Genomic DNA, 26352 nt, shown 5'->3' on the forward strand with positions numbered 1-26352 from the left:
CGCTGTCTAGACTGTGGCGTAGCACATTCTTATCCCACCACTTGGTGAGCCCCGCTCTGGGGCTCCAACGGACGATACCTATGCAGAACCGACGACGCGCGCCGAAAGAGATTACAGCCACAAGTGAAGACCAGGGCCTGTTCAAAAAGGACCTGGGTCAGTTTCGGGTTGCTTTGGTGCCGCACATCAAACGCAGCAGTCGCGGCGACCTTGTGGTGCGTGGCTACCTCGACAACACCAGAGAAGTCTTTGTGATATTTGCGGGGCGCCGTGCCAAAGAGGCCCTGCCAATCGAGAGCCGGGTGAAAGCCATGTTTGTCCAGGCCAGCCAAGCAGCTGCAAAAGCAGGCCGCAAGCCACCAGAGGTCAATGCAATCCGGCTGCCGATACATGTCGAAGGCTCTTGGCGGTCGCGGTTTCAGCGGGATGTTTCCGGCTGGGACCACAGAAGCTTCCAGCTGCTGGCCTCTCGTTGGGCCTTTGCAGATGCCGATGGCATGACAAATCTGGGTGGTAGCCCTCCGTTTTCGTAAAAACACCCCGCCAAAGGCGGGGTGCTGGGCCCAACGGGAAGAGGGTTTTTCAAAATCCCGATGACGGGCGGGAGAATTAGGAGTCGCGTTTGATTTCCACAGTGTGGGGATAGGGGATCGAGATGCCCTTGGTGTCAAAGGCTTCTTTCACCGCCTGGGTCATGGCAAATTTCACTTCCCAGTAATCGGCTGCATCCACCCAGACGCGGGTGGTCAGATCAACCGAGCTATCGCCCAGATTGGTCACCCGCACCCATGGCTCGGGGTCCTGTTTGATACGGCTGTCCGCGGCGGCCTGTTGCAGAATGATCGCTTTGGCCGCATCGGCGCTGTCGCCGTAGTCGATGCCAAAGACCATATCAACACGGCGGGTTGCGTGGTGCGAGAAATTGGTGATCACCGCGCCCCAGGCCTGGCCATTGGGAATAATGATCTGCACATTGTCCGGTGTTGCCAGCTCTGTCACAAACAGGTTGAGATCTTTGACCGTGCCTGCGGTGCCGCCAATATCGACGTATTGGCCAATCTTGTAGGGGCGAAACAACACCAGCATGAAACCGGCGGCCAGATCGCTCAGCGTGCCCTGCAGCGCCAGACCAATCGCCAGAGTGGCCGCGCCCATCATCGCCACCAGGCTGGTGGCTTCGATGCCAAAGATGCCCAGTACGGCAATCATCACCACGGCAATCAGTACCCAACGCACCATGCTGGCAGCAAAATTACCCAGGGTGGCGTCGATTTCTGGGGTGGCATTGATGCGTTTGCGCAGGGCGCTGCTCACCATTCCGGCAGCGATCCAACCAATGATGAGAACGGCCAGGGCCTTGCCGCCATTCAGCACCATGGGCCAGTAGGCAAAGCCCTTTTCAATCATGTCGTCCATATCAGTCTCACTCTTCCGGTTATGTGGTTTTGCGCGGATGAAGCACAGGTGGGCGGATCCAGACAAGGGGAGATCCATAAGAAAAGGCCCCCAAAGTGATCTGGGGGCCTGCGTCTGTAAATTATGCCTATGATCCGCGCCCGGCAACAGTATCTGCGTGTTACCGTCTGAGCACAAAACGGCCCGCCGGTCGGTGGAAACTGGCGGGCCATCAGTTTGGCGGGGGGCTTTAGGATTTGAGCGCCAGGGTCGGCGAGATCACATCCAGCCCCAGGGCTTTGCCGACGGCATAGTAGGTCAGCTTGCCGGCATGGACATTGAGACCGTTCAACAGATGCGGGTCATCCTCGCAGGCCTGACGCCAGCCTTTGTCTGCCAGGCTCAGCATGAAGGGCAGGGTCGCATTGCCAAGCGCCTGGGTCGAGGTGCGGGCAACCGCGCCGGGCATATTGGCGACACAGTAGTGCATGATGCCATCGACCTCATAAATTGGATCTGCATGGGTGGTTGCACGGGAGGTCTCAAAACAGCCGCCTTGGTCGATGGCCACATCCACCAATGCCGCGCCGGGCTTCATATCGCTGAGCATGGCGCGCGATACCAGCTTGGGGGCTTCGGCGCCCGGGATCAGCACAGCGCCAATAACCATGTCGGCCTCGCGGACCAGCTCGGCAGTGGCACCGGCGGTGGCATACTGGTTTTTGAAGTCGCGGCCAAAGACATCATCGAGATATTTCAGCCGGGGCAGAGAGCGGTCCAGAATGGTGACATCCGCGCCCATGCCAGCAGCGATCTTGGCCGCGTGGGTGCCGACAACGCCGCCGCCAATGACCACAACCCTGGCCGGGGCCACGCCGGGCACGCCGCCCATCAGAATGCCGCGACCGCCGTTGGCCTTTTGCAGCGTCCAGGCGCCGACCTGCGGCGCCAGACGGCCCGCTACTTCGGACATGGGCGCCAGCAGGGGCAGGCCGCCGGAGGCGTCGGTGACGGTTTCATAGGCGATGGCGGTGCAGCCGCTTGCCAGCAGGTCCTGGGTTTGCGCCGGATCGGGGGCCAGGTGCAGATAGGTGAACAGCAGTTGACCTTCGCGAAGCATCTTGCGCTCAACCGCTTGCGGCTCTTTTACCTTCACGATCATGTCGGCATTGGCAAAGATCTCTTCGGCGGTGTCGAGGATCATTGCCCCGGCGGTGATGTAATCCTCATCGGTAAAGCCGGCACCCAGACCGGCACCCTTTTGTATAAGGGCCTGATGGCCATGATTGACCGCTTCGCGGGCCGCGTCAGGCGTCATGCCAACCCGGAATTCCTGTGGCTTGATCTCTGTGGGGCAGCCGATTTTCATTATCTATCCTCCGTTTCCTTAGCGTCAGTCTGACGCAGGTCTGGCAACAGATGCTGCTTTTTTGGGCGGAATAAAAACATGACATTCGAAGAATCTTCACCTAAACCGGCGGAACCTAGCAAGGATCTTTGAAGAAATGTCTCTTGATAACACGGATCGTCGGATTCTACAGGTTCTGCAACGGCAGGGGCGGATCTCCAATGCCGAGCTGAGCGAGCGGGTAAACCTGTCGGCCTCGGCCTGCCATCGGCGGGTGCAGCGGCTGGAAAGCGATGCCTATATCAAAAGCTACGTTGCCCTGCTGGATGCCCGCAAGATGGCGGTGCCTACCACGGTTTTTGTCGAGATTACATTGCAAAGCCAGGCGGATGAGCTGCTGGATGCATTTGAACGGGCGGTGGCGCGTATTCCGGACGTGCTGGAGTGCCATCTGATGGCCGGAACCGCAGACTACCTGCTTAAGGTTGTCGCCGAAAATACCGATGATTTTGCCCGCATCCATCGCCAGCACCTGACCCGGCTGCCGGGGGTAGCGCAGATGCAGTCGAGCTTTGCCCTGCGGACCGTGTTCAAAACCACCGCGCTGCCGGTCTAGGGGCTGCGGACAAGGCTCTGATGGTCAAGGCTTTGATGACAGTGGGTTTTGCAGATTTCCCTCTGTCGCGCTGGGTGCATCTGTGGTCTGTTGCGGAAAAACTGAGGCAGGAGACGGGCGATGGAGTGGGACTATATCGTGGTGGGCGCTGGCAGCGCTGGCTGTGTTGTCGCCAAGCGGCTGAGCGAAGCAGGCCATAAGGTTCTGCTGCTGGAGGCGGGCGGCAAAGACAATTATCACTGGGTCCATATCCCCATGGGCTATCTCTATTGTATCGACAATCCCCGCACCGACTGGATGTATCGCACCGCTGCCGAGGCAGGGCTGAATGGGCGCAGCCTGCTGTATCCCCGTGGCAAGGTTCTGGGGGGATGTTCGTCGATCAACGGCATGCTTTATCTGCGCGGGCAGGCGGCGGATTATGACGGCTGGCGCCAGCGTGGGCTGGCGGGCTGGGGCTGGGACGATGTGCTGCCCTATTTCAAAAAGTCCGAAGACTATGTGGACGGCGCGTCTGAAATGCATGGCGCTGGCGGCGAATGGCGGGTGGAAAACCAGCGGCTGCACTGGGATGTCCTGGACGACTGGATGCAGGCTGCCGCCAGCTGGGGCCTGCCCAAAGTCACCGATTTTAACACCGGCAACAACGAGGGCGTCGGCTATTTTCGGGTCAATCAGCGCGGCGGCTGGCGGATGAACACCGCCAAGGCCTTTTTGCGCACGGTCACTGGCAGCACCCTGAAGGTTGAGACCAAGGCCCATACCCGTCGCATCCTGATCGAGGATGGCCGCGCGGTTGGCGTGGAATATGACAAGGGCGGCAGCACTCATCAGGTGCGGGCGCGTGCTGAGGTGGTGTTGTCTGCCGGGGCGGTGAACTCGCCGCAGATCCTGCAACTGTCCGGGCTGGGGCCGGGGGAGCTGTTGCAGCGCCACGGCATTGCGGTGCAGCGGGATATGCCAGCGGTGGGCGCCAACCTGCAGGACCATTTGCAACTGCGCTGTGCCTGGCGGCTGGAGCGAGGAAAGACCCTGAACACCCTGGCGAACTCAACACTGGGCAAGGCCAAGATTGGCTTGGAATATGCGCTGAAGCGCTCGGGGCCGATGTCGATGGCGCCGAGTCAGCTGGGGGCGTTTTCGCGCTCGCGTCCTGATCTGGCAACTCCGGATCTGGAATATCACGTGCAGCCCCTGACACTGGAGGCCTTTGGCCAGCCGCTGCATGATTTCCCCGGGCTGACCGCCAGTGTCTGCAACCTGCGGCCTGAAAGCCGGGGCACGGTGCAGATCACGTCGGACGATCCCCATCAGGCGCCTGAGATTGCGCCAAATTACCTGTCCACCGAGGGCGATCGTCAGGTGGCGGTGGCGGCAATCCGTCAGGCGCGCCAGATTATGGCGCAGCCGGCCATGCAGGGCTATGGCCCGCAGGAGATGAAGCCCGGAGGGGCTTCGGATGCGGTGGAGGATCTGGTAAAGGCCGCCGGGGAAATTGGCACCACGATTTTTCACCCCACCTGCACCGTGCATATGGGGGCGGAGGACACGGCGCCGCTGGATGCAGAGCTGCGCCTGCGAGGGGTCACAGGGCTGCGGGTGGCGGATGCCAGCGCCATGCCCACCATTCCCAGCGGTAATACCAATGCCCCCAGTATCATGATCGGCGAAAAGGCTGCGGATCTGATCCTTGCGGCTGCGCGCGGATAGCGCTGCTGATCCTTTGAGCAGAGAGGCGATGCAGTGGTGCCGGGATGTCGCAACCGCAGAAATTGCGGTTGCACCCCAGGGGGAAACGCGGTTCCATTGACCCATGGCAGAGTGCCGTGACGGGTCCCGATTTGACTGACCAGACGCGGCTTTGCTCAACAGTCGCGATCCCGCAGTTTTTTTGCGCGTGACATCAAAGGATCACACTGGCTTGGTAGTGGGATCGACAAAAGACAACACAATATAAGGAATACGCCTGTGACCAGCGATATCGACTCCGACTCCTATGATTGGCTTGAGGCTGAGCTGCAGGACACCTTGGACGAGGATATCGAAATTGAATTTGCCGAACCGATGTTGTCCATGGAGCTGCGCAAGATCTACCGCGAACAGCACCCAGAGATGTTGGATCGCAAAGTCTATTTCCGCAACCTGCTGCGGCTTCAGGCCGAGCTGATCAAGTTGCAGGATTGGGTGGTAGAGACTGGTGCCAAGGTGCTGGTGATCATGGAAGGGCGCGACAGTGCCGGCAAGGGCGGGGTGATCAAGCGGATCACCCAGCGGCTCAACCCGCGGGTGGCGCGGGTGGTGGCGCTGCCGGCTCCCAGCCGACGGGAGCAAAGCCAGTGGTATTTCCAGCGCTATGTGCCACATCTGCCTGCGGGCGGTGAGATCGTGTTGTTTGACCGCTCCTGGTACAACCGCGCCGGGGTGGAACGGGTGATGGGCTTTGCCGACGACGACCAGGTGGAAACCTTCTTTCGAGATGTGCCGGAATTTGAACGTATGCTGGTGCGTTCAAACACCATCGTGTTGAAATACTGGTTCTCGATCACCGATGAAGAGCAGCAGCTGCGGTTCATGATGCGCATTCACGACCCGATGAAACAGTGGAAACTGTCTCCGATGGATCTGGAAAGCCGCATCCGCTGGGAACAGTATACCACCTCCAAAGAAGAGATGTTTGAGCGCACCAACATCCCCGAGGCGCCATGGTATATCGTTGAAGGCAACGACAAAAAGCGCGAACGCCTGAACTGCATCGAGCATCTTTTGAGCAAGATCCCCTATAAAGAGGTGAGCAGCGAAAAAGTGTCTTTGCCGGATCGGGAGTATAATCCTGACTATGAACGCCGGGTGCTGCCGGATGAGCTGTATGTGCCAAAAATCTACTAAGGTCTAAGGTCATAAAGGCAAAGGGGGGGCTCCCGCCAGCTTAGCGACCTTCTGACGAAGGCCCCACACTGTTGGGCCTGGCGCTGTGCCTGAGGGCACAGCGCAGGGGCGCCTAGGGTGAGGTTTCGATATTGGCCAGAAACCGTTGCATGTAGGTGATAAACTGGGCGGTCTCCTCGGGGGTGAATCCTTTTAACAAATCCTGCTGACGTTCGAGCGCGCGGGGCAGGATTTTGCCGTGAAGATCCTGGCCTTTTGGGGTGAGGCTCCAGGACTTGCGCCGCTCATCTCCGCCCTGGGCCTCAGACTGTGCCAGCCCGGTGCTTTCGAGCCGCTGCAAAGACCGGCTGACGGCGGCCTTGTCGATGCCTGTAAGGCGGGCCGCCTGGGCGACAGAGCAGCCAGGGCTGCGGGTCAGCATCACCAGCATACGCCAGTCCATCACGCCGATGCCAAATTCGGCCTGATAGGCGCGGGTGGCTTCCCGGGTCAGCCGGTTGCCGGCAAAGGTCACCAGCACAACAGGGCTGTTGCGCAGACTCAGCGTTGGCGCGGCTGGATCTTCCGCGCTGCCGGTGGCGGTGACCAGGAACATATCGTCAGGCAGGGATTGTCTCTCACTCATGGCCCCATCTTAGAGCTCGCGTGTTGACATGACAACTCATTCACCTTTCAGTGAAGACATGCACAACAAGGGGGGCGGTGATGGAGCGGGCTGAACGGTATGATATTGACCTTGATCGGTTTTGGCAGGACCCCTATCCCGACCTTGCCCAGATGCGAAAGCGGGCTGCGGTGGTCTATGTGCCGCAGCTGCAGGCCTATTTGATCACACGCCGCGACGACATTTTTCACCAAGAAAAGAAAGTGGCGGTTTTCTCCTCTGAGCAGCCGGATGGGTTGATGGTCCAGTTGATGGGTGAAAACATGATGCGCAAAGATGGCGACGCGCATATGCAAGAGCGCCGGGCGATTTTCCCCACGGTCTCTCCCAAAACGGTGCGTGATCACTGGTTGGCGCAGTTTCAGACCCTGACCCAGGATGTGCTTGCGGAGCTGGTGCCCCGGGGCGGCTGTGACCTGGTGCGTGACTACGCGATGGTTGTCTCGGGTGAGGCGTTGAAGCGGATCACCGGGCTGACCAATTTGACAGCTTTTGAGATGGATCAGGTCAGTCAGCATATGATTGATGGCTGTGCCAATTATGCAGGCGATGCCGATATTGAACGCCGCTGCCACGCAGCAACCGACAGGATTGATACCTGCATCAGCGCCAGGCTGGCGCAACCGTTGGATCCCGAAGATCGCTCTCTTTTGGCGGTGCAGCAACGGGCAGGGCTCAAGGATGCGGCGATACGGGCCAATATCAAGCTGGCCATCTCTGGCGGCCAGAATGAACCACGCGATGCCATTGCCGGCACGGTCTGGGCCCTGTTGCGCCACCGCGACCAGCTGCAACAGGTTCTGTCGGGGCAGATTTCCTGGATGCAGGCCTTTGAGGAATACGCGCGATGGATTTCTCCCATTGGGATGTCGCCGCGCCGGGTGGCACAAGAATACCAGCTGCAGGGGGCGACCCTGCTGCCAGAGGATCGGGTGTTTTTGATGTATGGCTCGGGCAATCGGGATGAACGCATCTTTGAACGGCCCGATGTCTTTGATGTGCACCGCGATTGCGCTGCCGCGATTTCTTTTGGGGCCGGGCCGCATTTTTGCGCCGGGGCCTGGCTGTCCAAGGCGCTCATCAGCCAAGTGGCGCTGCCGATGCTGTTCGAGGCGGCGCAGGATCTGCGCCTTTCAGGAGATACCCAGTTCGGCGGCTGGGCCTTTCGAGGACCAATCTCAGTTCCGGTTACCTGGTCCGTCCCGCCAAACTGAGCGCCCAGCTGGTGAGCGGATCCGGGCAAGGGGGTGAGGTAAGCAATTTGAAACCCGGCAGTCGCGGGGAGCAATACGGGCAAGGCCTGGGGAAAGAAGGAAAAGGTCCCGAGGTGACATATGCCTTGAGCGCAGGGGGGCAAGGCGCGCCTAATAACTAGGGGGTGCGCTATGTCACCTCGGGTAGAGCCGGGTGTTCCAAATCCGGCTGCAAGCACATGGGCGGGGAAACCCAGAGGTGTCGCCCAATGCATCCAGTATAGAACCTGTGTGAAAAAAATACACGCTTAAGTTTAGTTGTGGGGGGTTTTTTGCCTACAGGCTGAAAAGACAGGCCGTCACGCCTTTGCTCAGCAAGCAAAGCGGGTGCGTCCATGGTGCTAAGCGGCCTGCGCGGAAGGGCGGTAGACGGGATAGCTGGCGGTCTGGATAAGGGGGGCTAGAAATGACAAACCCCCGAGCCATGGCGCGGGGGTCATCAACTTTGTGTCCAGAAAAGAACTGGAAGCCAAAAAGGCCGATAGAAGGAGCTTAGAGCATACCTTCGCGCTGTGCTTTCTTACGCGCCAGTTTACGGGCACGGCGGATCGCTTCAGCTTTCTCGCGCGCTTTTTTCTCGGACGGCTTTTCGAAATGTTGCTTGAGCTTCATTTCGCGGAAGACGCCTTCACGCTGCAGCTTTTTCTTCAGAGCGCGGAGCGCCTGATCGACATTGTTGTCACGAACACTAACCTGCATGTGGTTTTCACCACCTTTCTAGATAGAGTTGCAAGGATTTGCAGGAAGTGGCCATATAGCAAAGCTCCTGTATGTTGTCTAGTACTGTGATATCAGGGCGCGACTCCCCGGATACCGGGGGCTTCATCACTTTCATTTCGGGAGATCCCCCATGAGCAGCCAGGAAAATCAGACAGACCAGCCGAGCGATCTGATGAGCCAATTGCTGGATGCAGCGCTGCTGCATGTGGTGTTTGATGGCTGGTCCGAGGCAACATTTGAGGCGGCGATTGCCGACACCGGCACCAACCCGGTGTTGGCGCGGGCGCTATGCCCCCGTGGTGCGGTGGATCTGGCCCTGGCCTATCACCGGCGCGGCGATCAGATGATGCTGGCACGTCTGGCGCAGAGCGACCTGTCGGCGCTGCGGTTCCGTGACCGAATCGCTGCCATGGTGCGCTATCGGTTGGAAGTGGCCGACGACAAAGAAGCGGTGCGCCGGGGGGTGACGCTGTTTGCTTTGCCGCAACATGCCGCAGCGGGAGCCAAGGCTGTTTGGGGCACTTGTGATGCGATCTGGACAGCGCTGGGCGACGCCTCGGATGATCTGAATTGGTACAGCAAGCGCACCATCCTGTCGGGGGTCTACTCCTCGACGCTGCTGTACTGGCTGGGGGACGACAGCCCTGACCATCAGGCGACCTGGGAGTTTCTGGACCGGCGCATCGACAACGTGATGCAGTTTGAAAAGGTAAAGGCAGGCCTGCGCAAAAATCCTTTGCTCAAGCCGCTGCTGGCGGGGCCTGAATGGCTGTCCTCCCAGATCAAACCGCCTGCGGTGCAGGATGATCTGCCAGGACGCCAGGACTAGGGCCTGGGGGCGGGGTAGGTTTAGGCCTGAATTCAGCGCCATCGGTTTGTGACGCAGGATCCGGCTGGGCTTTGCCCGGCAAAACGATCAGGGTAGCGTGCAAATCAAGAGAGCGGCCGGAGCTGACCGCCGGACCACAGCAATAAGGATATCCAGATATGAGCGACACAATGCGTGCCATTGAAATCTCCACCCCCGGCGGGCCAGAGGTGTTGGCCCTTTGCCAACGACCAATGCCGCAGCCAGCGCATGGTCAGGTGGTGCTGAAAGTGGCCTACGCAGGGGTCAACCGCCCGGATGCGCTGCAACGGGCCGGGGCCTATAATCCGCCTCCCGGTGCCAGCGATCTGCCAGGGCTGGAGGCTTCAGGCGAAGTTGTCGCCCTGGGTGCTGGTGTCACCGGATTGGAAATTGGCGACCGGGTCTGTGCCCTGCTGCCCGGCGGCGGTTATGCCGAATATGTGGCAACCCCGGCAGCCCATTGTCTGCCTGTTCCGGGTGGTATGAGCCTGAAACAGGCGGCTTGCCTGCCAGAGACCTGTTTCACCGTCTGGTCCAATGTCTTCACCCGTGGCGGACTAAAAGCGGGCGAGCGGTTTTTGGTGCATGGTGGGTCGTCCGGCATTGGCACCACGGCGATCCAGCTGGCCACTGCGCTGGGCGCGCGGGTTTTCACCACCGCCGGGTCGGATGAAAAATGCCAGGCCTGTCTGGATCTCGGCGCCGAGCGGGCGATCAACTACAAAACCGAGGATTTTGTCGAGGTGCTGCGCGCGACGGGCGGTGCCGATCTGATCCTCGACATGGTGGGCGGCGACTACATTCCCCGCAATATCAAGACCCTCGCCGATGATGGCCGCATGGTGCATATCGCCTTTCTGTCCGGCCCCAAAGCCGAGCTGAACTTTGCCCAGATCATGGCCCGGCGCCTGACGGTAACAGGATCCACCCTGCGGCCACAAAGCGATCTGGCCAAGGCGCGCATTGCCCAGGATCTGTTCGAGGTGGTCTGGCCCTTGATCGAGGCGGGCAAACTGGCGCCGGTAATGGACAGCGACTTTCCCCTGGAGGAGGCCTCTGCCGCCCATGCCCGGATGGAAAGCTCAGGCCATATCGGCAAGATCGTTCTGCAGGTCGCTGGCGATCTCACCTGAGCCAAACGCACCGTTAAGACGAGACCGTAAAGATGGCAAAGGCGCGCTCAACACCCTTGAGCGCGCCTTTAGCGTTTGTATCTGACCCCGTGCTGATTGATCCTGTGATTCTATGCCCCCGTTTTGGCCTCAGCGCACAGGGGTAAAGACCGCGTCCTTCAGCGAGCAATCCTTGATCACGTCACGCCCGCAGGGCACCGGCTGCAGGTCGCGGGACAGGCACAGGCGGACCTCCTGGATGTGGTGATCACGGCAGGTCACGGTGACGCTGTCGGCATCAAACTGCGGGTTGGCTTGCAAAAACGCCTGTTCCACCAATGTGGCAGGCAGGGTCACGGGGCGCTCGAGCTTGCGAAAGATCGCGGGCCGGTTGACGCTGTCATAGGCGGCGCGTGACAGGTCCAGATAGGCCCGCGCGCTGAGGCCAGAACAGGTGCCGTGTTTTTTCCACTGGTGCCAGGCCAGACCGGGAGTTCCCATGATATCAGCCATTTGTGCAGTATCACTGCGCCGTGGTGGGGCCTCGGCAGTGTTGCAATAGGAGGGCCAGCCGCGATGGAACTGCGGCCAAAGCCCGTGCAGGGTCCAGCCATGATCATGGCGCGGATCACATTGATCGGAGTTTTTGGCATCGCCTTCGATCTCGCACCAGTTGGGCGACCAGCTGAGCGCCATTACGTAATAGTCAAACTCACCCGCCTTGTCGCCCTCTGCCCAGGCGGCGGGGGCAAATACCCCGGTGAGAGCCAAAATAGCTGCGAACAAGAACCTGTGCATCGCCTCTTTCCTTATGAAAACAGCGCGACTATATAGGATTGAAGTTCCCCGACAATGGAAACCGACCCCAAATCACCGGGGCAGCCTAATTCAGGCGGCGGGAAAGTTGTATGTTGGGACAGGGTGCAGTTTAGGAGATGAGCACATGGCAAAACCATTGATGGCCAAGGCAACCGCTGTGTGGCTGGTGGACAATACAACGATCAGCTTCAAACAGATCGCGGATTTTGTTGGCATGCACGAATTGGAAATTCAGGGCATTGCGGATGGCGATGTGGCCACTGGGGTCAAAGGGTTTGATCCGGTGACCAACAATCAGCTGACCCAGGACGAGATCGATAAGGCCGAGGCCAGCCCGCTGTACAAGCTGAAGCTTAAATTCAACGCCGCAGCGGCTGGCGAAGAAAAACGCCGTGGCCCGCGCTACACGCCCCTGTCCAAACGCCAGGACCGGCCCAACTCGATCCTTTGGCTGGTAAAGTTCCACCCGGAACTGTCGGATGCGCAGATTGCCAAACTGGTGGGCACCACCAAGCCGACGATCCAGTCGATCCGCGAGCGCACCCACTGGAACATCTCCAACATGCAGCCGATTGACCCGGTTGCTCTGGGTCTGTGCAAACAGTCCGAACTGGACTCGATTGTACAAAAGGCCGCCGCCAAGAAGGCCGCCGAAGGTGGCGTGATGAACGATGATGAGCGCCGTAAGCTGGTCTCCACCGAGCAGTCTTTGGGGGCGGAGGCCGAACCCAAGATCCCTGCCGGGATTGAAGGTCTCGAAACCTTTACTCTGGGTGGCGGCAATGAGCGCCCCTCGGCTGATCCTATGGTCGATGCGGATAGCTTCTTTAACCTTCCCGATGCGGATGACGAAGACGACGAAGACAATTCGGATGACCCACGCGGTTAATCGTATCTGCTCTGATGCGCAGAGGTTCAAAGGCCATGCCCCCTGGGTGTGGCCTTTTTTGCTGCCCGGTTTGCGTGGCTGACGCCGGTGGGGAAAGGTCATTGTGACCGAAACAATAATCTCTTTGTTTTTGCGCCTGACCGCCCCTAGTTTCGCACTGGATCAGCTACAGGAGAGCGCAAAGTGAACCAATATGCAGGCACGAGCCCCAGCCTGGGGCGCAATCAGCCGCTGTGTGATTTGCGCAGTGATACAGTGACCCGACCGGATGCGGGTATGATGGCGGCAATCGCTGCGGCGGATCTTGGCGATGACGTCTACGGCGAAGACCCGTCCGTCAACCGGTTGGAGGCCCTGCTTGCCGAACGTCTGGGCAAAGAGGCTGGGCTGCTGCTGCCCACCGGCACTCAAAGCAATCTGGTTGCGCTGCTGGCCCATTGTGGGCGCGGCGAAGAAATCCTGGTGGGCGTCGATTACCACGTAAACAAATATGAGGCCGCCGGGGCGTCGGTGCTGGGGGGCATTGCGCTATGCCCTTTGCCGATCCAAGGAGATGGCGGTTTGCACCCGGATGCAATTGCTGCTGCCGTCAAACCCGATGACAGCCATATGGCGATCAGCCGGTTGCTGTCGCTGGAAAACACCCATAACGGCCAGGCCGTCTCGTTGGCGCAGACCCAAGCCGCCGCCGACGCGGCGCGCCGGGCGGGGCTGGCGGTTCATCTGGACGGGGCCCGGTTCTTTAACGCGATCGCGGCGCTGGGATGTGCCGAGCAGGATCTGGCCCAGATCCCTGATACCATTTCGATTTGTCTCTCCAAAGGTCTCGGCACACCTGCAGGTTCGGTTCTGGTGGGCCCCAGGGATCTGATCTGCAAGGCGCGCCGCTGGCGCAAGATGCTGGGCGGCGGCATGCGGCAGTCCGGGCTGCTGGCGGCGGCGGGGCTATATGCGCTGGACCACAATGTCGCCCGTCTGAGCGAAGACCACGCGCGGGCCGCAGCTCTGGCCGCAACGCTTGGAAACCTGCAATCTGGTGCGGTAACCCAGGCCAGCAACATGGTCTTCTTTACCCCCGGCGACGGGCGAAATATGGATCTTCAAGAGCATTTGGCCGAAAACGGCGTGGTGATTGGCACCGGGGAAACAGGGCCGATCCGTTTGGTGCTGCACCGTGATGTCAGTGACGCAGGGCTGGAACTGGTGACCCAGGCCGTGCAACAGTTTTACGGCTGACACCCCGACAGGAGGGCGCACCGGTGGTCGCCATTGTACTGTTATCTCAGAGCTGTTTACGGGCTTTGAGCGCGGCAATGATTGTACCGTCATCCAGATAATCCAGCTCGCCGCCAATTGGCACGCCCTGTGCCAGGGTGGTGAGCTGGACCTGATCCTCCAGCTGGTCGGCGATGTAATGGGCGGTGGTCTGGCCGTCGATGGTGGCGTTGAGCGCCAAAATGACCTCGCGCACGCCTTCGCTGGCAACCCGGTCCACCAGTCGCGGAATACGCAGGTCTTCTGGACCAATGGCATCCAGCGCCGACAGGGTGCCACCCAACACATGGTAGCGGCCCTTAAAGCTGGCGGCGCGCTCCATCGCCCAAAGATCCGAGACGGTTTCCACCACGCAGATCTCTCCGTTGGCCCGCCGCTCATCGGTGCAGATGCCGCAGATGTCACGGGTGCCGACATTGCCGCAGTTCAGGCATTCGCGCGCGCTGGCCGCCACCTGTCCCAGACTTTCGGCAAGCGGCGTAAGCAACAGCGCCCGTTTGCGGATCAGATGCAGCACCGCCCGACGGGCCGAACGCGGCCCCATACCCGGGAGTTTTGCCATCAGAGCAATCAAATGCTCGATCTCGCTGATGCTGTCGTCGTTCATGTCTTGGGTCCTTTGCGATTGCTGCATATAGGCGCAAAGCACACCGGCGCTGCAAGACCCATGGTGCAACCACTCGGGCTTTGTTTCCGGGTGTGGTCAAGATCAAGACAGATAAGGCGGGCAAGGCGGGAAACCTGCCTCAACAGGTTTCCGAATCAAGGGCAAATGGGCGCAACCAGACCCGGCGAAGCCCTGAAAAGCCCCAGCAACAGCGGTTTTAGCCAAGCAGTTTCTGCCATTTGCGTAAAAGGTCGAAAAAAACTTTGGCACCAGAAGAGGCGGACAGGCTGGGCAAAGAACAGGTAAGGCGCCAGAAAACGACCGCAAGTTGGGCAAAAACGCAGATTTTGCCATATTTTTAGCATGATAGGCGCTGCTCAGGGGCAATCACCATTTTTGATTGCAGAGGCGCTAAACAGCCTTGGACGTATATTCACCCTTGAAAAAAAATCGACCTCCGCGCATATAGGCACTGCTAACGTTTTTCTTTTTCGACCCACTGTCTCCCGTTTACGGCGTTCAGTCTTCGATCCAGACCTACAACGCCGGGCTGCCGCACCAACGCGGGCAGCATTTAATAGGAGATTACGGACATGGCTTCAGGCACCGTAAAATGGTTTAACTCGACCAAAGGCTTCGGCTTCATTGCACCCGATGGCGGCAGCAAAGACGTATTTGTTCACATTTCTGCTGTTGAGCGTTCCGGTCTGACCGGTCTGGCCGACAACCAGAAAGTGACTTTTGACATCGAACCCGGCCGCGACGGTCGTGAGTCCGCTGTGAACCTCGAACTGGCGTAAGCCTTTTCCGAGCCAGAATTCTGAAAACGCGGTCTCCTTTGGAGGCCGCGTTTTTGTTTTGCGCATAGCCCAGCGGACACAGGGTCAAAGCCGCAGACAGACAAAAGGCGACCCCTGAGAGCCGCCCTTTGAGCTTGGGTCATGTGCTGCGCAGTTAGAAGGGCAGCTTGATATCCTTGGGCAGGCCCATGCTTTCGGTCAGGTTGGTCATTTCTTCCTGCGCCTTCAGCGCCGCCTTGGACTGGGCATCCTTGATCGCGGCCAGGATCAGATCCTCGACAACTTCTTTGTCATCCCCGGAAAAGATCGACGGGTCAATATCGAGCTCTTTCAGCTCGCCCTTGGCCGAGGCCGTGGCTTTGACCAGGCCAGCCCCTGCTTCGCCCACCACCATGACATTGTGCAGTTCTTCCTGCATCTCTGCCATTTTGGTCTGCAGTTCCTGTGCTGATTTCATCATCTTGGCCATATCGCCAAGCCCGCCGAGGCCTTTGAGCATCTGTCTTCTCCTAAAAAGTTCTGTTGGGACCTAAATACGAAGCCAGGGCAAGGCGCACAAGGGTAAGCGCGCGATTAAAGGGGTGGTGCTCCTAAGGCCTGCAAGACTGCGGCGCCGTGCGAAACCGGTCGCGATAGGCACCGGGGGTGAGGCCGGTGACGGCTTTGAAGGCGCGCGAAAAGGCTGGCAGATCCGCATAGCCGACGGCCCAGGAAATCTCGGCAACCGTGGCGGTGCTTTGCTCCAGCCGGTTGCGGGCTTTTTCAATGCGCAGGCTTTGCAGGTAGGCCGCAGGTGTATAGCCGGTGGCCCGATCAAAGTGGCGGCTGAAGCTGCGCAGGCTCATGCCGGCAACCTGCGCCAGATCGGCGCTGGCAAGGGGGGCGGCAAGATGCTGGTCCATGTGGCGCTGGGCCTTCAGAATGCCGCTGTTGCCATGGCTGCGGTTGGGGCGAAAGCTGGAGTAATGCCGCTGCGCCCGCCCGGCCGGATCGACCAGTAGGTGCCGCGACAGCTTTGACACCATGGTTGGCCCATACCATAGCCCGGCAAGGTGCAGTCCCAGATCCAGCCAGGCCATAAGCCCGCCGGCGGTGATCACATCGTGATCATCAATCAGGATTTCTTCTGCCTGCAGGTCTACTTGCGGGAACCGTGCCTGAAACTCCTGCTCCAATGCCCAATGAGTGGTGGCGGGGCGTCCCTGCAACAGGCCAGCAGCGCCCAGCCAAAAGGCGCCGGCACAGACCGAACAGGCAATCGCCCCGCCGCGGTGCTGGGATCTGGCCCAATGGGCCAGCGGGTCCTGCGGGCTGCCACGCTGTTGTTCCAGCGAAGGTGGGAACACAAAGGCGGTGAAGCTTTGCTTGGGCAGGGTGGCGGGGGTCACCAGGGTTATCTCTGGCCCGGGCACATCCGGGGCCAGGCGCGGCACCAGCGAAAACAGATCCGCCAGCCCCCAAAGCGCGGATTTCTGCACGCCGGGATAATCAACCAGCGCAAGGGAGATATTTGGCAGTTTCTGCATATATATTGTCGTACGCGCCAATGTGTTTTGCAGTCAAGCCCGGGCATTTCAAAGGTCATGATATCAAAAGGAGGCTCAAGATGAGCAAGACTGCATTACTGTTGGTGGATATTCAGAACGATTACTTCCCAGGTGGCGACTGGGCGCTGCATGGGATGGAGCAGGCGGCGGAAAATGCCGCCTCTCTGCTTGCCTCGGCCCGTGAGGCTGGCCAGATGGTGGTGCATATCCGCCATGAAAACCCGTCGCCCGAGGCACCGTTCTTTCGCGCGGGCAGCCACGGGGCTGACATCCATAGCGCCGTTACCCCCACAACAGGTGAGCCGGTTTTGACCAAGGCGCGGCCCAATAGTTTTGTCGACACGGGCCTGTTGGAGCTGTTGCAAGAGGCCGGGATTGAGGCGTTGACCCTCTGTGGCGCCATGAGCCAGATGTGCATTGATGCGACAGCGCGGGCGGCGCGTGATCTTGGCTTTGACGTTACTGTGGTAGAAGATGCCTGCGCCGCGCGGGCCATGGTGTTTGGTGGTGTCGAGCTGAGCGCCCAGCAGGTCCATGCGGCCTTTATGGCGCCCCTCGCCATGAGCTATGCGCGGGTTGTTTCAACCGCTGAGGTTCTGAAGGCCTGATAGCCTGACGCGCTGCGATCCACCCTTCGGAAGCTAGACTACGCAGGCAGGAGGTTGCCATCGGCAACCTCTTGGCCCTGCAGCAACGGGGCCGGCCAGAACAGAACAGTGCAGCACAGGGTTAGTCCTCTTCAAAGGGATCCCATTCGTCTTCCACCTCTGGCAGGGCCTCGGCTTCGACTTCGGCGGCCAGTTCCTGTGCGGTGCGGATGCGGGTGATCTTGGCCTTGGGAAAGCTCTCCAGCACGGCCTGTACCAGCGGGTGTTCGCTGGCCTTGGCGCGCAGGGCGTTTTCAGCGGCGTTTTCCAGCTCGGTGATGGTGTCGCCACCGCCGTCATTCTCCAGCGAGATGATCCAGCGGGCCTGGGTCCAGTTTTGCAGCTGTTGCCCCAGTCTGGCGGCCAGATCCTTGGGGGCGTCCGCCGTTGGCTGGATGGCAATGCGCCCGGGCTGATAGGAAACCAGACGCAGATAGGTTTTTACATACTCCAGCAACAACCCGTCGCGGCGCTGGCGGATCAGATCGACCACATGCTCAAAACTTGGGTAGCGGGCGAGGGCCTGAAGGGTTTCTGGCGCCAGCGCTGTTGCGGTGCCATTGCCACCCTGCGCAACCGGCGCGCCGTGAGGCGCGCCACCGGATGCCATGGGCGCTCCGTCAGGAGCGCCGCCGCCCGCCGCAGGCGTACCCATGCCCTGCATGGGGCCAGAGCTGCCTATGCCAGAGCCGCCTGTGCCATAGCCAGTCGTCGCCATTCCACCGCTGGGGCCGCCGTTAGGGGGCGGCGGAGGCGTGTCCTGCAATTTGCGGATCAGCTCTTCCGGGCTGGGCAGGTCGGCCACATGTGTGAGGCGGATCACCGCCATTTCAGCCGCCATCATCGCATTTGGTGCAGCGGCGACTTCTTCCAGTGCTTTCAGCAGCATCTGCCACATCCGGGTCAGAACCCGCATCGCCAGGGCCTCAGCCATGTGCTGGCCACGGGCGCGTTCATCCGGGCTGACGGTGGGGTCTTCTGCCGCGTCAGGGGTGATTTTCACCACTGAGACCCAGTGGGTGATCTCGGCCAGATCGCGCAGGACCGCCAGGGGATCAGCGCCTTCGGCATATTGCGCGCCCAGCTCTGTCAGGGCACCGGCGGCATCGCCGCGCAGGATCATGTCCATCAGATCCAGCACCCGCCCCCGATCGGCCAGCCCCAGCATGGCGCGCACCTGATCGGCGGTGGTTTCGCCGGCGCCATGGGAAATGGCCTGATCCAGCAGCGAGGTGGCATCGCGCACCGAACCTTCGGCGGCGCGGGTGATCAGAGCCAGGGCATCCTCGTTGATCTCGGCGTTTTCAGCAGTGGCGATCTTGCGCATCAGGGCGATCATCACTTCCGGTTCAATCCGGCGCAGATCATAGCGCTGGCAGCGCGACAGCACGGTCACCGGCACCTTGCGGATCTCGGTGGTGGCAAAGATGAATTTGACGTGGGCGGGCGGCTCTTCCAGGGTTTTCAACAGCGCATTAAAGGCGCTGGTGGAGAGCATGTGCACCTCATCGATGATATAGATCTTATAGCGGGCCGATGCGGCGCGATACTGGACCGAATCGATGATCTCACGAATGTCGCCGACGCCAGTGCGGCTGGCGGCATCCATCTCCATCACATCAACATGACGGCCTTCCATGATGGCGGTGCAATGTTCGCAGACCCCGCAAGGCTCGGTGGTGGGCTGACCGCTGCCATCAGGGCCGATGCAGTTCATCCCCTTGGCGATGATCCGCGCCGTGGTTGTTTTCCCGGTGCCGCGAATGCCGGTCATGATAAAGGCCTGGGCGATACGATTGGTTTCAAACGCATTTTTCAGCGTCCTGACCATGGCGTCCTGACCCACCAGATCGGCAAATGTCTCGGGGCGGTATTTCCGCGCCAGGACTTGATACTGGGGCTGGCTGCTGTCGCTTGTGCTGTCGTTCATGGGTCTCTTGCCGGATTCGGAAGGCGGGATCGCGTCCGCGCAAGGTACGCGGGCTGGCGGGCTTCGTCCACCGCTGTTGACCAACTGGGGCTCCACGGGTCAGACTTTGGAGACAGTGCCGGATTTGGCACTGGGTGGGCGCCCGTCTGGGGGCGATTTTACGGATTTTGTGGCCCCTGTTTTCAACCAGTATTTTTGATCAGGGTTCAGGGCCCGTGCTTCCTGGGATGTTTCAGTATGAGTATGCCAATGTCTAAAAACACCGGGTTGTTTGAAAATACCGGGTTTCGCAGGCGCCGCTTGGGGCCGCTTACCTGCGTTGCTTACCAGTGGGAAAGGGGGCTGTATGGATGATCATCGCACTGACCAATCCGTGCGATCCCTGACCCTGCATGCCTTGAGCGTGGCGGATGGCATTCTGGCACTGTGCCCGCTGCCGGGCAGCGGCGGCGACTATAGGGGGGACATGGATCACCTGCATGATTGGCAGCCAGGGCTGGTGATCTCGATGACAACCGAAGTCGAACATGTGGGTGCGGGTGCCGCGCCTTTGGGGCAGGATTTTCAGGCCATGGGGTCGCGTTGGATTCACCTTCCCTTGCCGGATTTCTCTGCTCCGACCAAGGCCATGTTGGCGCAATGGCCCGAGGTCAGCGCGCTGGCGTTGCAGGCGCTGCGCGGCGGCGGCCGGGTGCTGGTGCATTGCAAGGGAGGCTGCGGGCGCTCTGGTATGGTGGTGTTACGCCTGATGATCGAGGCCGGGGAAGACCCCGATAAGGCCCTGCGCCGACTGCGTGCTGTGCGCGCCTGCGCGGTCGAGACCGAGGAGCAGATGACCTGGGCGCTGGCAGCTGCAAAACGCGCCGGGACACGGAAAGCCAGAAACAAATAGAAGGGCGAGACGCCCTCCTTAATGGCTTCGACGATGCCGGGGCTACAGGGCAGGGTGGACGGTTTGCGCTGTGGTCTGTTGAGGCAGGGGTTTTGGCAGAGCCTCACCCATGGCACAGGGGGGCTGATGCAGTTTGGTGGTAGAAAACGCCCGGCTGTCTGGTTGGAACAGGGTATCAGCAAACAGATCCAGGGTTGCTGTATCAGCTGCTTCGCTGACGTCACAAAACACCCGAATGCGGTCATGGCTGGCAATGAACCGGGCTGGGCAATGACGGGCGCAGCCATCCAGCAGACTGTCTCCGCAGAGCTCAAATTCAGCGGATGTCACCGGGCGGGCCTTATCCAATGCCCCGGCAAGCGCTGTGAGCATGCGGGTCAGAGCAGGGCAGGGCTTGCCCAGGTGCATACAGATGCTTTGGGAAAAGTGATGTGTTTCTTTGGTCGTTGTCTGGTCCATCGGTGTCATGATGCGCCCTCCGCGCGCTGGCGGGGAAATTGACAGGCGCAGGCATGAGACCGGGGGCGTTACCCGCAACCACCTCATGCACCCGCCCGGACTCCCCGTCCAGTTTCGAGTTACATTGGTGATGGCAGGTCTCCTGACTTGCGGGTCGATACGGTTTCGGTCCTTCCCGGCCGGGATTGCATCCCTGTACCAGTGGTTCACCCGAAGCGCTCACCGCTTACAGTTGCGGGGGCAGTCGCGGAGTTGGCAGGGCTGCAAAAGCCTGGCCGCACCGCGTTCCCTTTTCATCCTGGACACAAGGTTATGCATCGCAGAAACCATCCCCTAATCGCTATCGCTGACAGATATGAGTCGTCAATCACGAATTGAGCGCCTGGTCAGGACGGCCGATATCGGCACACAGAAACTGACACAGAGAAACCAGCAAGCAGAAGCAAGCACGTAGGTGCAGGCATAGGCTGGCCTGCTGCTGGTCAGGGGACACTGTCTGGCAGGCTGCAACCGGGATCAGGCGCTGCGGTTTGCCCGGTCTTCGGTCAGGCTGGCAAACTCTGCCACTCGTTGCTTGAAACGGGTGTTGATCTTGGAGCGCGCCAGTTTGAGCGATTGCAACAACAGCCGCCCGGACAGGGTTTTGGCCTGCAGATTGACCTTCACCGAAAGACGGGTCCGCCGCGGAGAGAGCGCCAGGAGCTCAATCTGGCCCTTGCCTGACAGGCTGGGGCTCTCGCCATCAAACCCAATCAAGGTTGTGGGCTCATAGCTGGAAAGCTTCAGGTGCAATTTACGCGGTTTGCCGCGAAACTCAGTCTGGATATCCCAAGCCATGCCAACCTGAGGGGTCGGATCATCGCTCAGCCGCTGTACCTCGATGCCGCGCCGGATTGCCGACCGTTCAAAGCTGGCAAAATCGGAAATTGCTTCAAAGACTTCAGCCAGAGGCGTGTCGACGTCCTCTTTACTCGTTAATTCCATGATATGCCGCCTGACCTGTCGTCAGCCCTTAGAGAGTAGTGTAGGATTTGGTGATAGAATAATCTCCTTAATCCAAGGTGTCCGCAAGCCAGTTTTCCAGAAGAAAATGTGCAATTGCTCCTTTTCGCGCCGGTTTGATGACAGGGTGTTCGCCTGCAAAGACAGTCATCATATCCTGACGACTGACCCAGATTGCATCTTCGATTTCCTTGGGGTCGATGGTGATGTCGCGGCTGGTGGCCCGACCGCTGCAGCCAAACATCAGTGACATGGGAAAGGGCCAGGGCTGACTGGAGAGATAGCCAACCTCAGCCACAGAAACGCCTGTCTCTTCAAATACTTCCCGCCGCACGGCAGCCTCCAGTGTTTCTCCGGGTTCCACAAAGCCAGCCAGCAGCGAATACATGCCCTCTGGCCAGCCAGGGGATCGCCCCATCAGGACGTCATCGCCATGGGTGATCAGCATGATGACAACCGGGTCGGTGCGGGGGAAATGCAGCGCTTTGCAGCTGGGGCATTGGCGCTGCCAGCCGGCCTGCGTGACCAGGCTTTGACTGCCGCAGCGGGCACAGAACTGGTGTGACTGATGCCAGGACAGCAGGGCCTTGGCGGTGGCAGCCAGCTCAGCCTCCAGCGGCGACAGGCGCGCCATGATGCGGCGCAGCTCGGCAAAGGCATAGCCTGCCGGCAGGTCCGGGTGCTGTTGTTCGCTGGTATCGGCGAAACTGGCCAGGGCCATTTCATCCAGGGCATCCGGCTGCCAGGCGCCAAGGTCGCAGGCAAATCGTTCTGCCCCGTCAGGGCTGGCGCCAAGATAGAGCGCCGCGCTGCGGTGTTCCATGGCCACGGGGTGGCTGGACGCAATCCAGGCCAGACTATCCGGCCCGCGATCCGGGTCAGAGCGCTGGCTGAGAACCTTGCCGCGCCAAGTCATCAGAACCTGCGTTTCCGGGGCGGCCCAGGCGGTCTCCAGTGCGGCGGGATCTTCTCGCAGCTGCGCTTTGCGATCCAAACCGCCACCACCGCCAAAGGTTACCTGTTCTGCTCGTTTCATCCACCGCTCCCCGCATTGACTGTGATGCCAGAGACACGGGGGCCTATCCCGCGATCTGGCGCATTTCTCCAAAGTGATGACGCCTTGGCGCACGAAATACCAGAGTATCTCTGATTTATTGCGCCTCAGGGGCTGTCGGAGTGTTGTCTTGACTTTGGTTGCGCTGGGGCTAGCTCCCCTGCAACTTGGTTAATTTTTCTTAAAGATGATGTGTTTGAAGGCTTTGCAAATTTGTGAAACGCTGTTTCAAATGGGTGGCGGTTCTCAGAAGGGGGGCTGGTGAAGCAAGAGATTGGACCAAGCAGTGACAGCTGTGATATCAGCACAATGACAGATTTGGCCTCTTCCAAATCAGAAGCCTCCGGCGTGTTGCGCATTCTTGCGACAACGGATCTGCACTGTAACCTTCTCAGCCGAGATTACTACGCGGACCGCGAGGACCCGGGCGTTGGCCTGTCGCGCCTGGCCAGTCTCATTTCGGACGCCCGCAACGAGGTCCAGACCCAGGGGGGGGCGAGCCTCTTGCTGGACAATGGGGACGCTTTGCAGGGCTCGCCGATTGGGGAAACCGCCCTGAAGCTCGACCCAGAAAGCTCCGCCCCCTGCAGCGCTGCCGTGCATCCTTTGATGTCAGCCTTTGCGGCATTGAACTATGATGCCTTGGGGCTGGGCAACCATGATTTCAATTTTGGCCTGCCGGTGCTTGAGGATGTATTGAAAGATGCACCCTGTGCGGTGGTATGCTCCAACATGTCTGCGGTTTCGCCCGGTCGTGCGCTTCCCTTCGTAAAAACAAAGATTATCGAACGGCATCTGGCCTCGCTGCCCGAGGCGCCAGGTCTGCGGATCGGAATTCTGTCGGTGCTGCCTCCGCAGACGATGATTTGGGATGCGGATTTGCTGGAAGGCGAGGTTCAGGTCCAAGACATGGTACAGGCTGCCGCAGCCAGCGCCGCAGAGCTGCGGGCGGCGGGCTGTGATCTGGTCGTTGCCTTGGCGCACACCGGGGTTGGCGGGGAGCTTTCTGTTCCGAATATGGAAAACGCCCTGCGTCCGATTGTGGCAACGGCTGGCATCGATGCGGTGATTGGTGGCCATACGCACCTGGTTTTGCCTGACCCGGAACATGCCTTTGCAAAACCCGTGGTGATGCCCGGGGCACATGGCTCCCACCTGGGGCAGATCGACCTGCACCTGCGGTATGGGCCTGACGGCTGGCAGATGGAGACCTGGCAGGCCAGTGCCCTGCCGATTTCCCGCCGGGATGCCTGGGGCAGGCTGACGCCTCTGGTGGAGGAGGACCCCGCCCTGGTCGAGATCCTGGCAGAGGCGAACGCGCAGACCCAGGCCCGGATGAAAGAACCGGTTGGCTATAGTTCCGACGCGCTGCATTCGTATTTCATTTTCTTTGGTCAGGACCATGGTCTGGCCCTGACGGCCTGCGCGCAGATGGCAGCGATGCGCCCTTTGCTGGCTGGTTCCCGGGCGGGGGATCTGCCGCTTTTGTCAGCGGTGTCACCGGGCAAATTTGGCGGTCGCTCAGGGCCGGAAAACTACACGGATATTGCGGCGGGGGATCTCTGCATGCGCAATGTTGTGGATTTGCAGGTGTTCCCCAATGCCATCTGGGGCGTGACCGTCACGGGGGATCAGCTGCGGGATTGGCTGGAAATGTCTGCTGGCATGTTCAATCAGGTCACCCCGGAAAGTCGCGACACTGAGCTGATCAACCTGGAGCGCGCTGGGCATAATTTTGATGTGATATTTGGCCTGGAGTACGAAATTGATGTCTCGCAGCCACCGCGATTTTCGTCTTCTGGTCTGGTGATCAACCCGGATTCGCACAGGATCCGAAATCTGCGCTGGAACGGGGCACCTGTTACCGGCACGCAGCAGTTTTCTGTTGCGACAAACAGCTATCGGGCCAGTGGCGGCGGCAACTTCAAAATGGTGCAGGAGGCAGAGAAACTGAACCTGCCCCGGATTAAAATCCGCGATGCGATCTGCGATTACGTATCAGGACGCCTGCCCAAAGATGCCCTGGCTCAGGCCGACTACCCCTGGCGGCTCAGTCGGCTTCCAGAGACGCGGGTGGACGTCTATACCGGGCCGGTCGCGCGCAATTACCTGGCTGAGTTGCCCGAAGGTCTGGTTGAAGACCGCGGGGTGACGCCAAATGGGTTTCTAAAGCTCCGGCTGAGCCTTTAACACTGCCCGCTCTGGCCAAGCCTGCTGTTGGGTTTATTTGAAAGCAAGTGAGCTGAGGAGTTGAGCTGCTGCAAACCCGCCAGGGGGCTTATGTTTGCTGCGGGACATGACCGCATCGCTCTTGTCATCGGGGCAAACTCTGCCTATATCGGGATTCGAGAGGTTGGCGCGGGCAGGCGCCTCGCCAACCTGGTCAGATCCGGAAGGAAGCAGCCACAACGAGCCCCGCTTGGGTCGATGTCCAACCTCTCACCTTATCCCCCCTAAAATGTCGATGCTAAATTTCCAGCGAGATCTGCTGTCTATCTCAGCGGCCTTGCGGCAGGCTGCTTTTTCACGGGCTGCTTTGGCACAGGCGACGGGTTGGATCGACGCGTCTGTTTCAGGCCGCCCGCCGATTTGTACCCAGGAGCAAAAGAAAGACAAAAGCCGCCCCAACCGATGTGGTGACGATCCCTACGGGCAATTCTTGCGGCGCCAGCAGCAAGCGCGACACGATATCGGAAGCGGTCAGCAGAACCGCGCCGATTATGGCGGCCATGGGCAACAGGCGCCCATGCATCGGCCCGGCAAGCCCACGGGCGATATGGGGCACCATTAGGCCGACAAAGCCGATAACGCCGGCGACGGAAACAAAGGCGGCGGTGGCCAGGGCGCAGATCAGAAACATGCGGGTGCGCAGCGCGCCAACCGGTACGCCAAGGCTGCTCGCAGTAGTGTCCCCCGTCAGGAGCGCGTCCAGCCAGCGGCTGCGCCAAACGGCATAGGTCGCGATGAGCGCCAATCCGGCAGCAACCAAAGGCAGGGTCTCCCAGCGGGCAAGGCCAAGCCCGCCAAGCATCCAGAAAATCACCGAATGGGCCGCGCGGGTATCGCCAGAAAAGATCAAATAATTGGTGATTGCTGCAAACAGAAACGAGACGGCCAGCCCGGCCAGGATAAGCTTCTCCGGAGCGCTGCTTTGCAGAGTTCGCACCAGCAGCAGCACGATACCAGAGGCCACAAGCCCACCGCTAAAGGCGGCAAGGGGCAGGGTCCAAAGCCCCAGAAAATCGCCGGTGACGGTGATGACCAGAACCGCGCCGGCGGCGGCACCAGAGGACAGGCCGAACAAAAACGGATCCGCCAGGTCGTTGCGGGTTGTGGTTTGAAGTACCACGCCGACCAGACCTAATCCGGCACCGATCAGGGCGGCAAACAGCGCCCGCGGCAGGCGCAGGTCAAAAATGATCCGATGTATGGGCTCTGGCTCCAGGCTGCTGAACCCCAATCCCGAAGAGATGGCGGCAAAGACCTCGGCCACCGGCACATCGGTGGACCCATAGAGGACGGAGAGTAAAAGCAGGGCGACCAAAACGGCCGCCCCCAATATCAGCGAAAGGCCAAAACGGCCCATA

General features: G+C 60.1%; 26 protein-coding genes, 1 other RNA gene and 1 riboswitch. Of the genes, 14 read left to right on the top strand and 13 right to left on the bottom strand.

Going from position 1 to position 26352, the window contains the following annotated elements; all coding sequences use genetic code 11:
• The first annotated feature begins 80 nt into the window (after positions 1–80).
• Positions 81–533 (top strand): hypothetical protein, encoded by a 453-nt coding sequence (locus tag N1037_03510; GenBank protein UWS80107.1) that lies wholly within the window; start codon positions 81–83, stop codon positions 531–533.
• Positions 534–609: 76 nt separating this feature from the next.
• Here the strand turns inward: N1037_03510 and N1037_03515 are convergent, their stop codons facing one another.
• Complete coding sequence (locus N1037_03515; GenBank protein UWS80108.1) at positions 610–1416, bottom strand: mechanosensitive ion channel; 807 nt, start codon at positions 1414–1416, stop codon at positions 610–612.
• A 229-nt stretch (positions 1417–1645) separates the two neighbouring features.
• The gene (ald, locus tag N1037_03520) at positions 1646–2764 is read right to left on the bottom strand and encodes an alanine dehydrogenase (GenBank protein UWS80109.1); all 1119 of its coding nucleotides are present in this window, start codon (positions 2762–2764) and stop codon (positions 1646–1648) included.
• A gap of 136 nt (positions 2765–2900) precedes the next feature.
• On the opposite strand from ald, the gene N1037_03525 reads away from it, so the two are divergent.
• From N1037_03525 to ppk2, 3 genes are all read left to right on the top strand, one after another.
• Positions 2901–3359: an Lrp/AsnC family transcriptional regulator gene (locus N1037_03525; GenBank protein ID UWS80110.1), complete on the top strand. Its 459-nt coding sequence runs from the start codon at positions 2901–2903 to the stop codon at positions 3357–3359.
• A gap of 120 nt (positions 3360–3479) precedes the next feature.
• On the top strand, positions 3480–5069 hold the full coding sequence (locus tag N1037_03530; GenBank protein UWS80111.1) for a GMC family oxidoreductase N-terminal domain-containing protein: 1590 nt from the start codon (positions 3480–3482) through the stop codon (positions 5067–5069).
• A 258-nt stretch (positions 5070–5327) separates the two neighbouring features.
• Positions 5328–6245, top strand: coding sequence for a polyphosphate kinase 2 (ppk2, locus tag N1037_03535; protein UWS80112.1), 918 nt, complete (start codon positions 5328–5330; stop codon positions 6243–6245).
• A 112-nt stretch (positions 6246–6357) separates the two neighbouring features.
• Here the strand turns inward: ppk2 and N1037_03540 are convergent, their stop codons facing one another.
• Positions 6358–6870, bottom strand: a complete 513-nt coding sequence (locus tag N1037_03540) for a MarR family transcriptional regulator (GenBank protein UWS80113.1) — start codon at positions 6868–6870, stop codon at positions 6358–6360.
• Positions 6871–6950: 80 nt separating this feature from the next.
• Here N1037_03540 and N1037_03545 point away from each other — a divergent pair, with 80 nt between their 5' ends.
• On the top strand, positions 6951–8123 hold the full coding sequence (locus N1037_03545) for a cytochrome P450 (GenBank protein ID UWS80114.1): 1173 nt from the start codon (positions 6951–6953) through the stop codon (positions 8121–8123).
• A gap of 531 nt (positions 8124–8654) precedes the next feature.
• Here N1037_03545 and rpsU read toward each other — a convergent pair.
• Positions 8655–8861 (bottom strand): 30S ribosomal protein S21, encoded by a 207-nt coding sequence (rpsU, locus tag N1037_03550; protein UWS80115.1) that lies wholly within the window; start codon positions 8859–8861, stop codon positions 8655–8657.
• 151 nt (positions 8862–9012) lie between these two features.
• On the opposite strand from rpsU, the gene N1037_03555 reads away from it, so the two are divergent.
• Both N1037_03555 and N1037_03560 read left to right on the top strand, forming a co-directional pair.
• Positions 9013–9711 carry a COQ9 family protein gene (locus N1037_03555; GenBank protein UWS80116.1) on the top strand — a complete coding sequence of 233 codons (699 nt, stop codon included), beginning with the start codon at positions 9013–9015 and terminating at the stop codon, positions 9709–9711.
• Positions 9712–9869: 158 nt separating this feature from the next.
• On the top strand, positions 9870–10865 hold the full coding sequence (locus tag N1037_03560; protein UWS80117.1) for an NAD(P)H-quinone oxidoreductase: 996 nt from the start codon (positions 9870–9872) through the stop codon (positions 10863–10865).
• Between the two features lie 129 nt (positions 10866–10994).
• Here the strand turns inward: N1037_03560 and N1037_03565 are convergent, their stop codons facing one another.
• Positions 10995–11642: a ribonuclease T2 gene (locus tag N1037_03565; protein ID UWS80118.1), complete on the bottom strand. Its 648-nt coding sequence runs from the start codon at positions 11640–11642 to the stop codon at positions 10995–10997.
• Positions 11643–11787: 145 nt separating this feature from the next.
• On the opposite strand from N1037_03565, the gene N1037_03570 reads away from it, so the two are divergent.
• The gene (locus tag N1037_03570; protein ID UWS80119.1) at positions 11788–12552 is read left to right on the top strand and encodes a DUF1013 domain-containing protein; all 765 of its coding nucleotides are present in this window, start codon (positions 11788–11790) and stop codon (positions 12550–12552) included.
• A 276-nt stretch (positions 12553–12828) separates the two neighbouring features.
• On the top strand, positions 12829–13788 hold the full coding sequence (gene ltaE, locus N1037_03575) for a low-specificity L-threonine aldolase (protein UWS81301.1): 960 nt from the start codon (positions 12829–12831) through the stop codon (positions 13786–13788).
• 46 nt (positions 13789–13834) lie between these two features.
• Here ltaE and recR read toward each other — a convergent pair whose 3' ends face one another.
• The gene (gene recR, locus N1037_03580) at positions 13835–14434 is read right to left on the bottom strand and encodes a recombination mediator RecR (protein ID UWS80120.1); all 600 of its coding nucleotides are present in this window, start codon (positions 14432–14434) and stop codon (positions 13835–13837) included.
• 593 nt (positions 14435–15027) lie between these two features.
• Here recR and N1037_03585 point away from each other — a divergent pair.
• Positions 15028–15234: a cold-shock protein gene (locus tag N1037_03585; GenBank protein ID UWS80121.1), complete on the top strand. Its 207-nt coding sequence runs from the start codon at positions 15028–15030 to the stop codon at positions 15232–15234.
• Between the two features lie 154 nt (positions 15235–15388).
• On the opposite strand, the gene N1037_03590 is transcribed toward N1037_03585, so the two are convergent.
• Both N1037_03590 and N1037_03595 read right to left on the bottom strand, forming a co-directional pair.
• The gene (locus tag N1037_03590) at positions 15389–15733 is read right to left on the bottom strand and encodes a YbaB/EbfC family nucleoid-associated protein (protein UWS80122.1); all 345 of its coding nucleotides are present in this window, start codon (positions 15731–15733) and stop codon (positions 15389–15391) included.
• Positions 15734–15824: 91 nt separating this feature from the next.
• Positions 15825–16760 carry a helix-turn-helix domain-containing protein gene (locus N1037_03595; protein UWS80123.1) on the bottom strand — a complete coding sequence of 312 codons (936 nt, stop codon included), beginning with the start codon at positions 16758–16760 and terminating at the stop codon, positions 15825–15827.
• A gap of 80 nt (positions 16761–16840) precedes the next feature.
• Between N1037_03595 and N1037_03600 the strand changes: the two genes are divergently transcribed.
• Positions 16841–17389: a cysteine hydrolase gene (locus tag N1037_03600; protein ID UWS80124.1), complete on the top strand. Its 549-nt coding sequence runs from the start codon at positions 16841–16843 to the stop codon at positions 17387–17389.
• A 121-nt stretch (positions 17390–17510) separates the two neighbouring features.
• Here N1037_03600 and N1037_03605 read toward each other — a convergent pair whose 3' ends face one another.
• The gene (locus N1037_03605) at positions 17511–19358 is read right to left on the bottom strand and encodes a DNA polymerase III subunit gamma/tau (protein UWS80125.1); all 1848 of its coding nucleotides are present in this window, start codon (positions 19356–19358) and stop codon (positions 17511–17513) included.
• 346 nt (positions 19359–19704) lie between these two features.
• Between N1037_03605 and N1037_03610 the strand changes: the two genes are divergently transcribed.
• On the top strand, positions 19705–20250 hold the full coding sequence (locus N1037_03610; GenBank protein ID UWS80126.1) for a protein phosphatase: 546 nt from the start codon (positions 19705–19707) through the stop codon (positions 20248–20250).
• Positions 20251–20292: 42 nt separating this feature from the next.
• Here N1037_03610 and N1037_03615 read toward each other — a convergent pair whose 3' ends face one another.
• The 3 genes from N1037_03615 to nudC form a co-directional block, all read right to left on the bottom strand.
• On the bottom strand, positions 20293–20718 hold the full coding sequence (locus tag N1037_03615) for a hypothetical protein (GenBank protein UWS80127.1): 426 nt from the start codon (positions 20716–20718) through the stop codon (positions 20293–20295).
• 105 nt (positions 20719–20823) lie between these two features.
• A riboswitch (cobalamin riboswitch) is annotated at positions 20824–21055 on the bottom strand.
• A 170-nt stretch (positions 21056–21225) separates the two neighbouring features.
• Positions 21226–21693: an SRPBCC family protein gene (locus N1037_03620; protein ID UWS80128.1), complete on the bottom strand. Its 468-nt coding sequence runs from the start codon at positions 21691–21693 to the stop codon at positions 21226–21228.
• Positions 21694–21760: 67 nt separating this feature from the next.
• Positions 21761–22747 (bottom strand): NAD(+) diphosphatase, encoded by a 987-nt coding sequence (nudC, locus tag N1037_03625; protein UWS80129.1) that lies wholly within the window; start codon positions 22745–22747, stop codon positions 21761–21763.
• A gap of 327 nt (positions 22748–23074) precedes the next feature.
• On the opposite strand from nudC, the gene N1037_03630 reads away from it, so the two are divergent.
• Together N1037_03630 and ffs are read left to right on the top strand one after the other, a co-directional pair.
• Entirely contained in the window at positions 23075–24955 is a 1881-nt protein-coding gene (locus N1037_03630; protein ID UWS80130.1) for a 5'-nucleotidase C-terminal domain-containing protein, read from the top strand.
• Positions 24956–25111: 156 nt separating this feature from the next.
• Positions 25112–25210, top strand: an RNA gene (gene ffs / locus N1037_03635) — signal recognition particle sRNA small type.
• Positions 25211–25337: 127 nt separating this feature from the next.
• Here ffs and N1037_03640 read toward each other — a convergent pair.
• A complete protein-coding gene (locus tag N1037_03640) occupies positions 25338–26351 on the bottom strand; it encodes an iron ABC transporter permease (GenBank protein UWS80131.1) in 1014 nt (337 codons plus the stop codon).
• Position 26352 lies beyond the last annotated feature (1 nt).

The sequence above is a fragment of the Phaeobacter sp. G2 genome (assembly GCA_025163595.1).
Lineage (GTDB): Bacteria > Pseudomonadota > Alphaproteobacteria > Rhodobacterales > Rhodobacteraceae > Pseudophaeobacter.

Excerpts from the sequence above, each read along its gene's own strand:
- N1037_03545 (UWS80114.1), top strand. The coding sequence starts at position 6,951 with ATGGAGCGGGCTGAACGGTATGATATTGACCTTGATCGGTTTTGGCAG.
- N1037_03640 (UWS80131.1), bottom strand. The coding sequence starts at position 26,351 with ATGGGCCGTTTTGGCCTTTCGCTGATATTGGGGGCGGCCGTTTTGGTC.
- N1037_03600 (UWS80124.1), top strand. The coding sequence starts at position 16,841 with ATGAGCAAGACTGCATTACTGTTGGTGGATATTCAGAACGATTACTTC.
- N1037_03595 (UWS80123.1), bottom strand. The coding sequence starts at position 16,760 with ATGCAGAAACTGCCAAATATCTCCCTTGCGCTGGTTGATTATCCCGGC.
- N1037_03540 (UWS80113.1), bottom strand. The coding sequence starts at position 6,870 with ATGAGTGAGAGACAATCCCTGCCTGACGATATGTTCCTGGTCACCGCC.
- N1037_03605 (UWS80125.1), bottom strand. The coding sequence starts at position 19,358 with ATGAACGACAGCACAAGCGACAGCAGCCAGCCCCAGTATCAAGTCCTG.
- N1037_03615 (UWS80127.1), bottom strand. The coding sequence starts at position 20,718 with ATGACACCGATGGACCAGACAACGACCAAAGAAACACATCACTTTTCC.
- N1037_03570 (UWS80119.1), top strand. The coding sequence starts at position 11,788 with ATGGCAAAACCATTGATGGCCAAGGCAACCGCTGTGTGGCTGGTGGAC.
- N1037_03590 (UWS80122.1), bottom strand. The coding sequence starts at position 15,733 with ATGCTCAAAGGCCTCGGCGGGCTTGGCGATATGGCCAAGATGATGAAA.
- ltaE (UWS81301.1), top strand. The coding sequence starts at position 12,829 with ATGATGGCGGCAATCGCTGCGGCGGATCTTGGCGATGACGTCTACGGC.
- N1037_03565 (UWS80118.1), bottom strand. The coding sequence starts at position 11,642 with ATGCACAGGTTCTTGTTCGCAGCTATTTTGGCTCTCACCGGGGTATTT.
- N1037_03530 (UWS80111.1), top strand. The coding sequence starts at position 3,480 with ATGGAGTGGGACTATATCGTGGTGGGCGCTGGCAGCGCTGGCTGTGTT.
- rpsU (UWS80115.1), bottom strand. The coding sequence starts at position 8,861 with ATGCAGGTTAGTGTTCGTGACAACAATGTCGATCAGGCGCTCCGCGCT.
- N1037_03560 (UWS80117.1), top strand. The coding sequence starts at position 9,870 with ATGAGCGACACAATGCGTGCCATTGAAATCTCCACCCCCGGCGGGCCA.
- N1037_03515 (UWS80108.1), bottom strand. The coding sequence starts at position 1,416 with ATGGACGACATGATTGAAAAGGGCTTTGCCTACTGGCCCATGGTGCTG.
- ald (UWS80109.1), bottom strand. The coding sequence starts at position 2,764 with ATGAAAATCGGCTGCCCCACAGAGATCAAGCCACAGGAATTCCGGGTT.
- N1037_03555 (UWS80116.1), top strand. The coding sequence starts at position 9,013 with ATGAGCAGCCAGGAAAATCAGACAGACCAGCCGAGCGATCTGATGAGC.
- N1037_03630 (UWS80130.1), top strand. The coding sequence starts at position 23,075 with ATGACAGATTTGGCCTCTTCCAAATCAGAAGCCTCCGGCGTGTTGCGC.
- nudC (UWS80129.1), bottom strand. The coding sequence starts at position 22,747 with ATGAAACGAGCAGAACAGGTAACCTTTGGCGGTGGTGGCGGTTTGGAT.
- N1037_03585 (UWS80121.1), top strand. The coding sequence starts at position 15,028 with ATGGCTTCAGGCACCGTAAAATGGTTTAACTCGACCAAAGGCTTCGGC.
- N1037_03525 (UWS80110.1), top strand. The coding sequence starts at position 2,901 with ATGTCTCTTGATAACACGGATCGTCGGATTCTACAGGTTCTGCAACGG.
- recR (UWS80120.1), bottom strand. The coding sequence starts at position 14,434 with ATGAACGACGACAGCATCAGCGAGATCGAGCATTTGATTGCTCTGATG.
- N1037_03620 (UWS80128.1), bottom strand. The coding sequence starts at position 21,693 with ATGGAATTAACGAGTAAAGAGGACGTCGACACGCCTCTGGCTGAAGTC.
- N1037_03510 (UWS80107.1), top strand. The coding sequence starts at position 81 with ATGCAGAACCGACGACGCGCGCCGAAAGAGATTACAGCCACAAGTGAA.
- N1037_03610 (UWS80126.1), top strand. The coding sequence starts at position 19,705 with ATGGATGATCATCGCACTGACCAATCCGTGCGATCCCTGACCCTGCAT.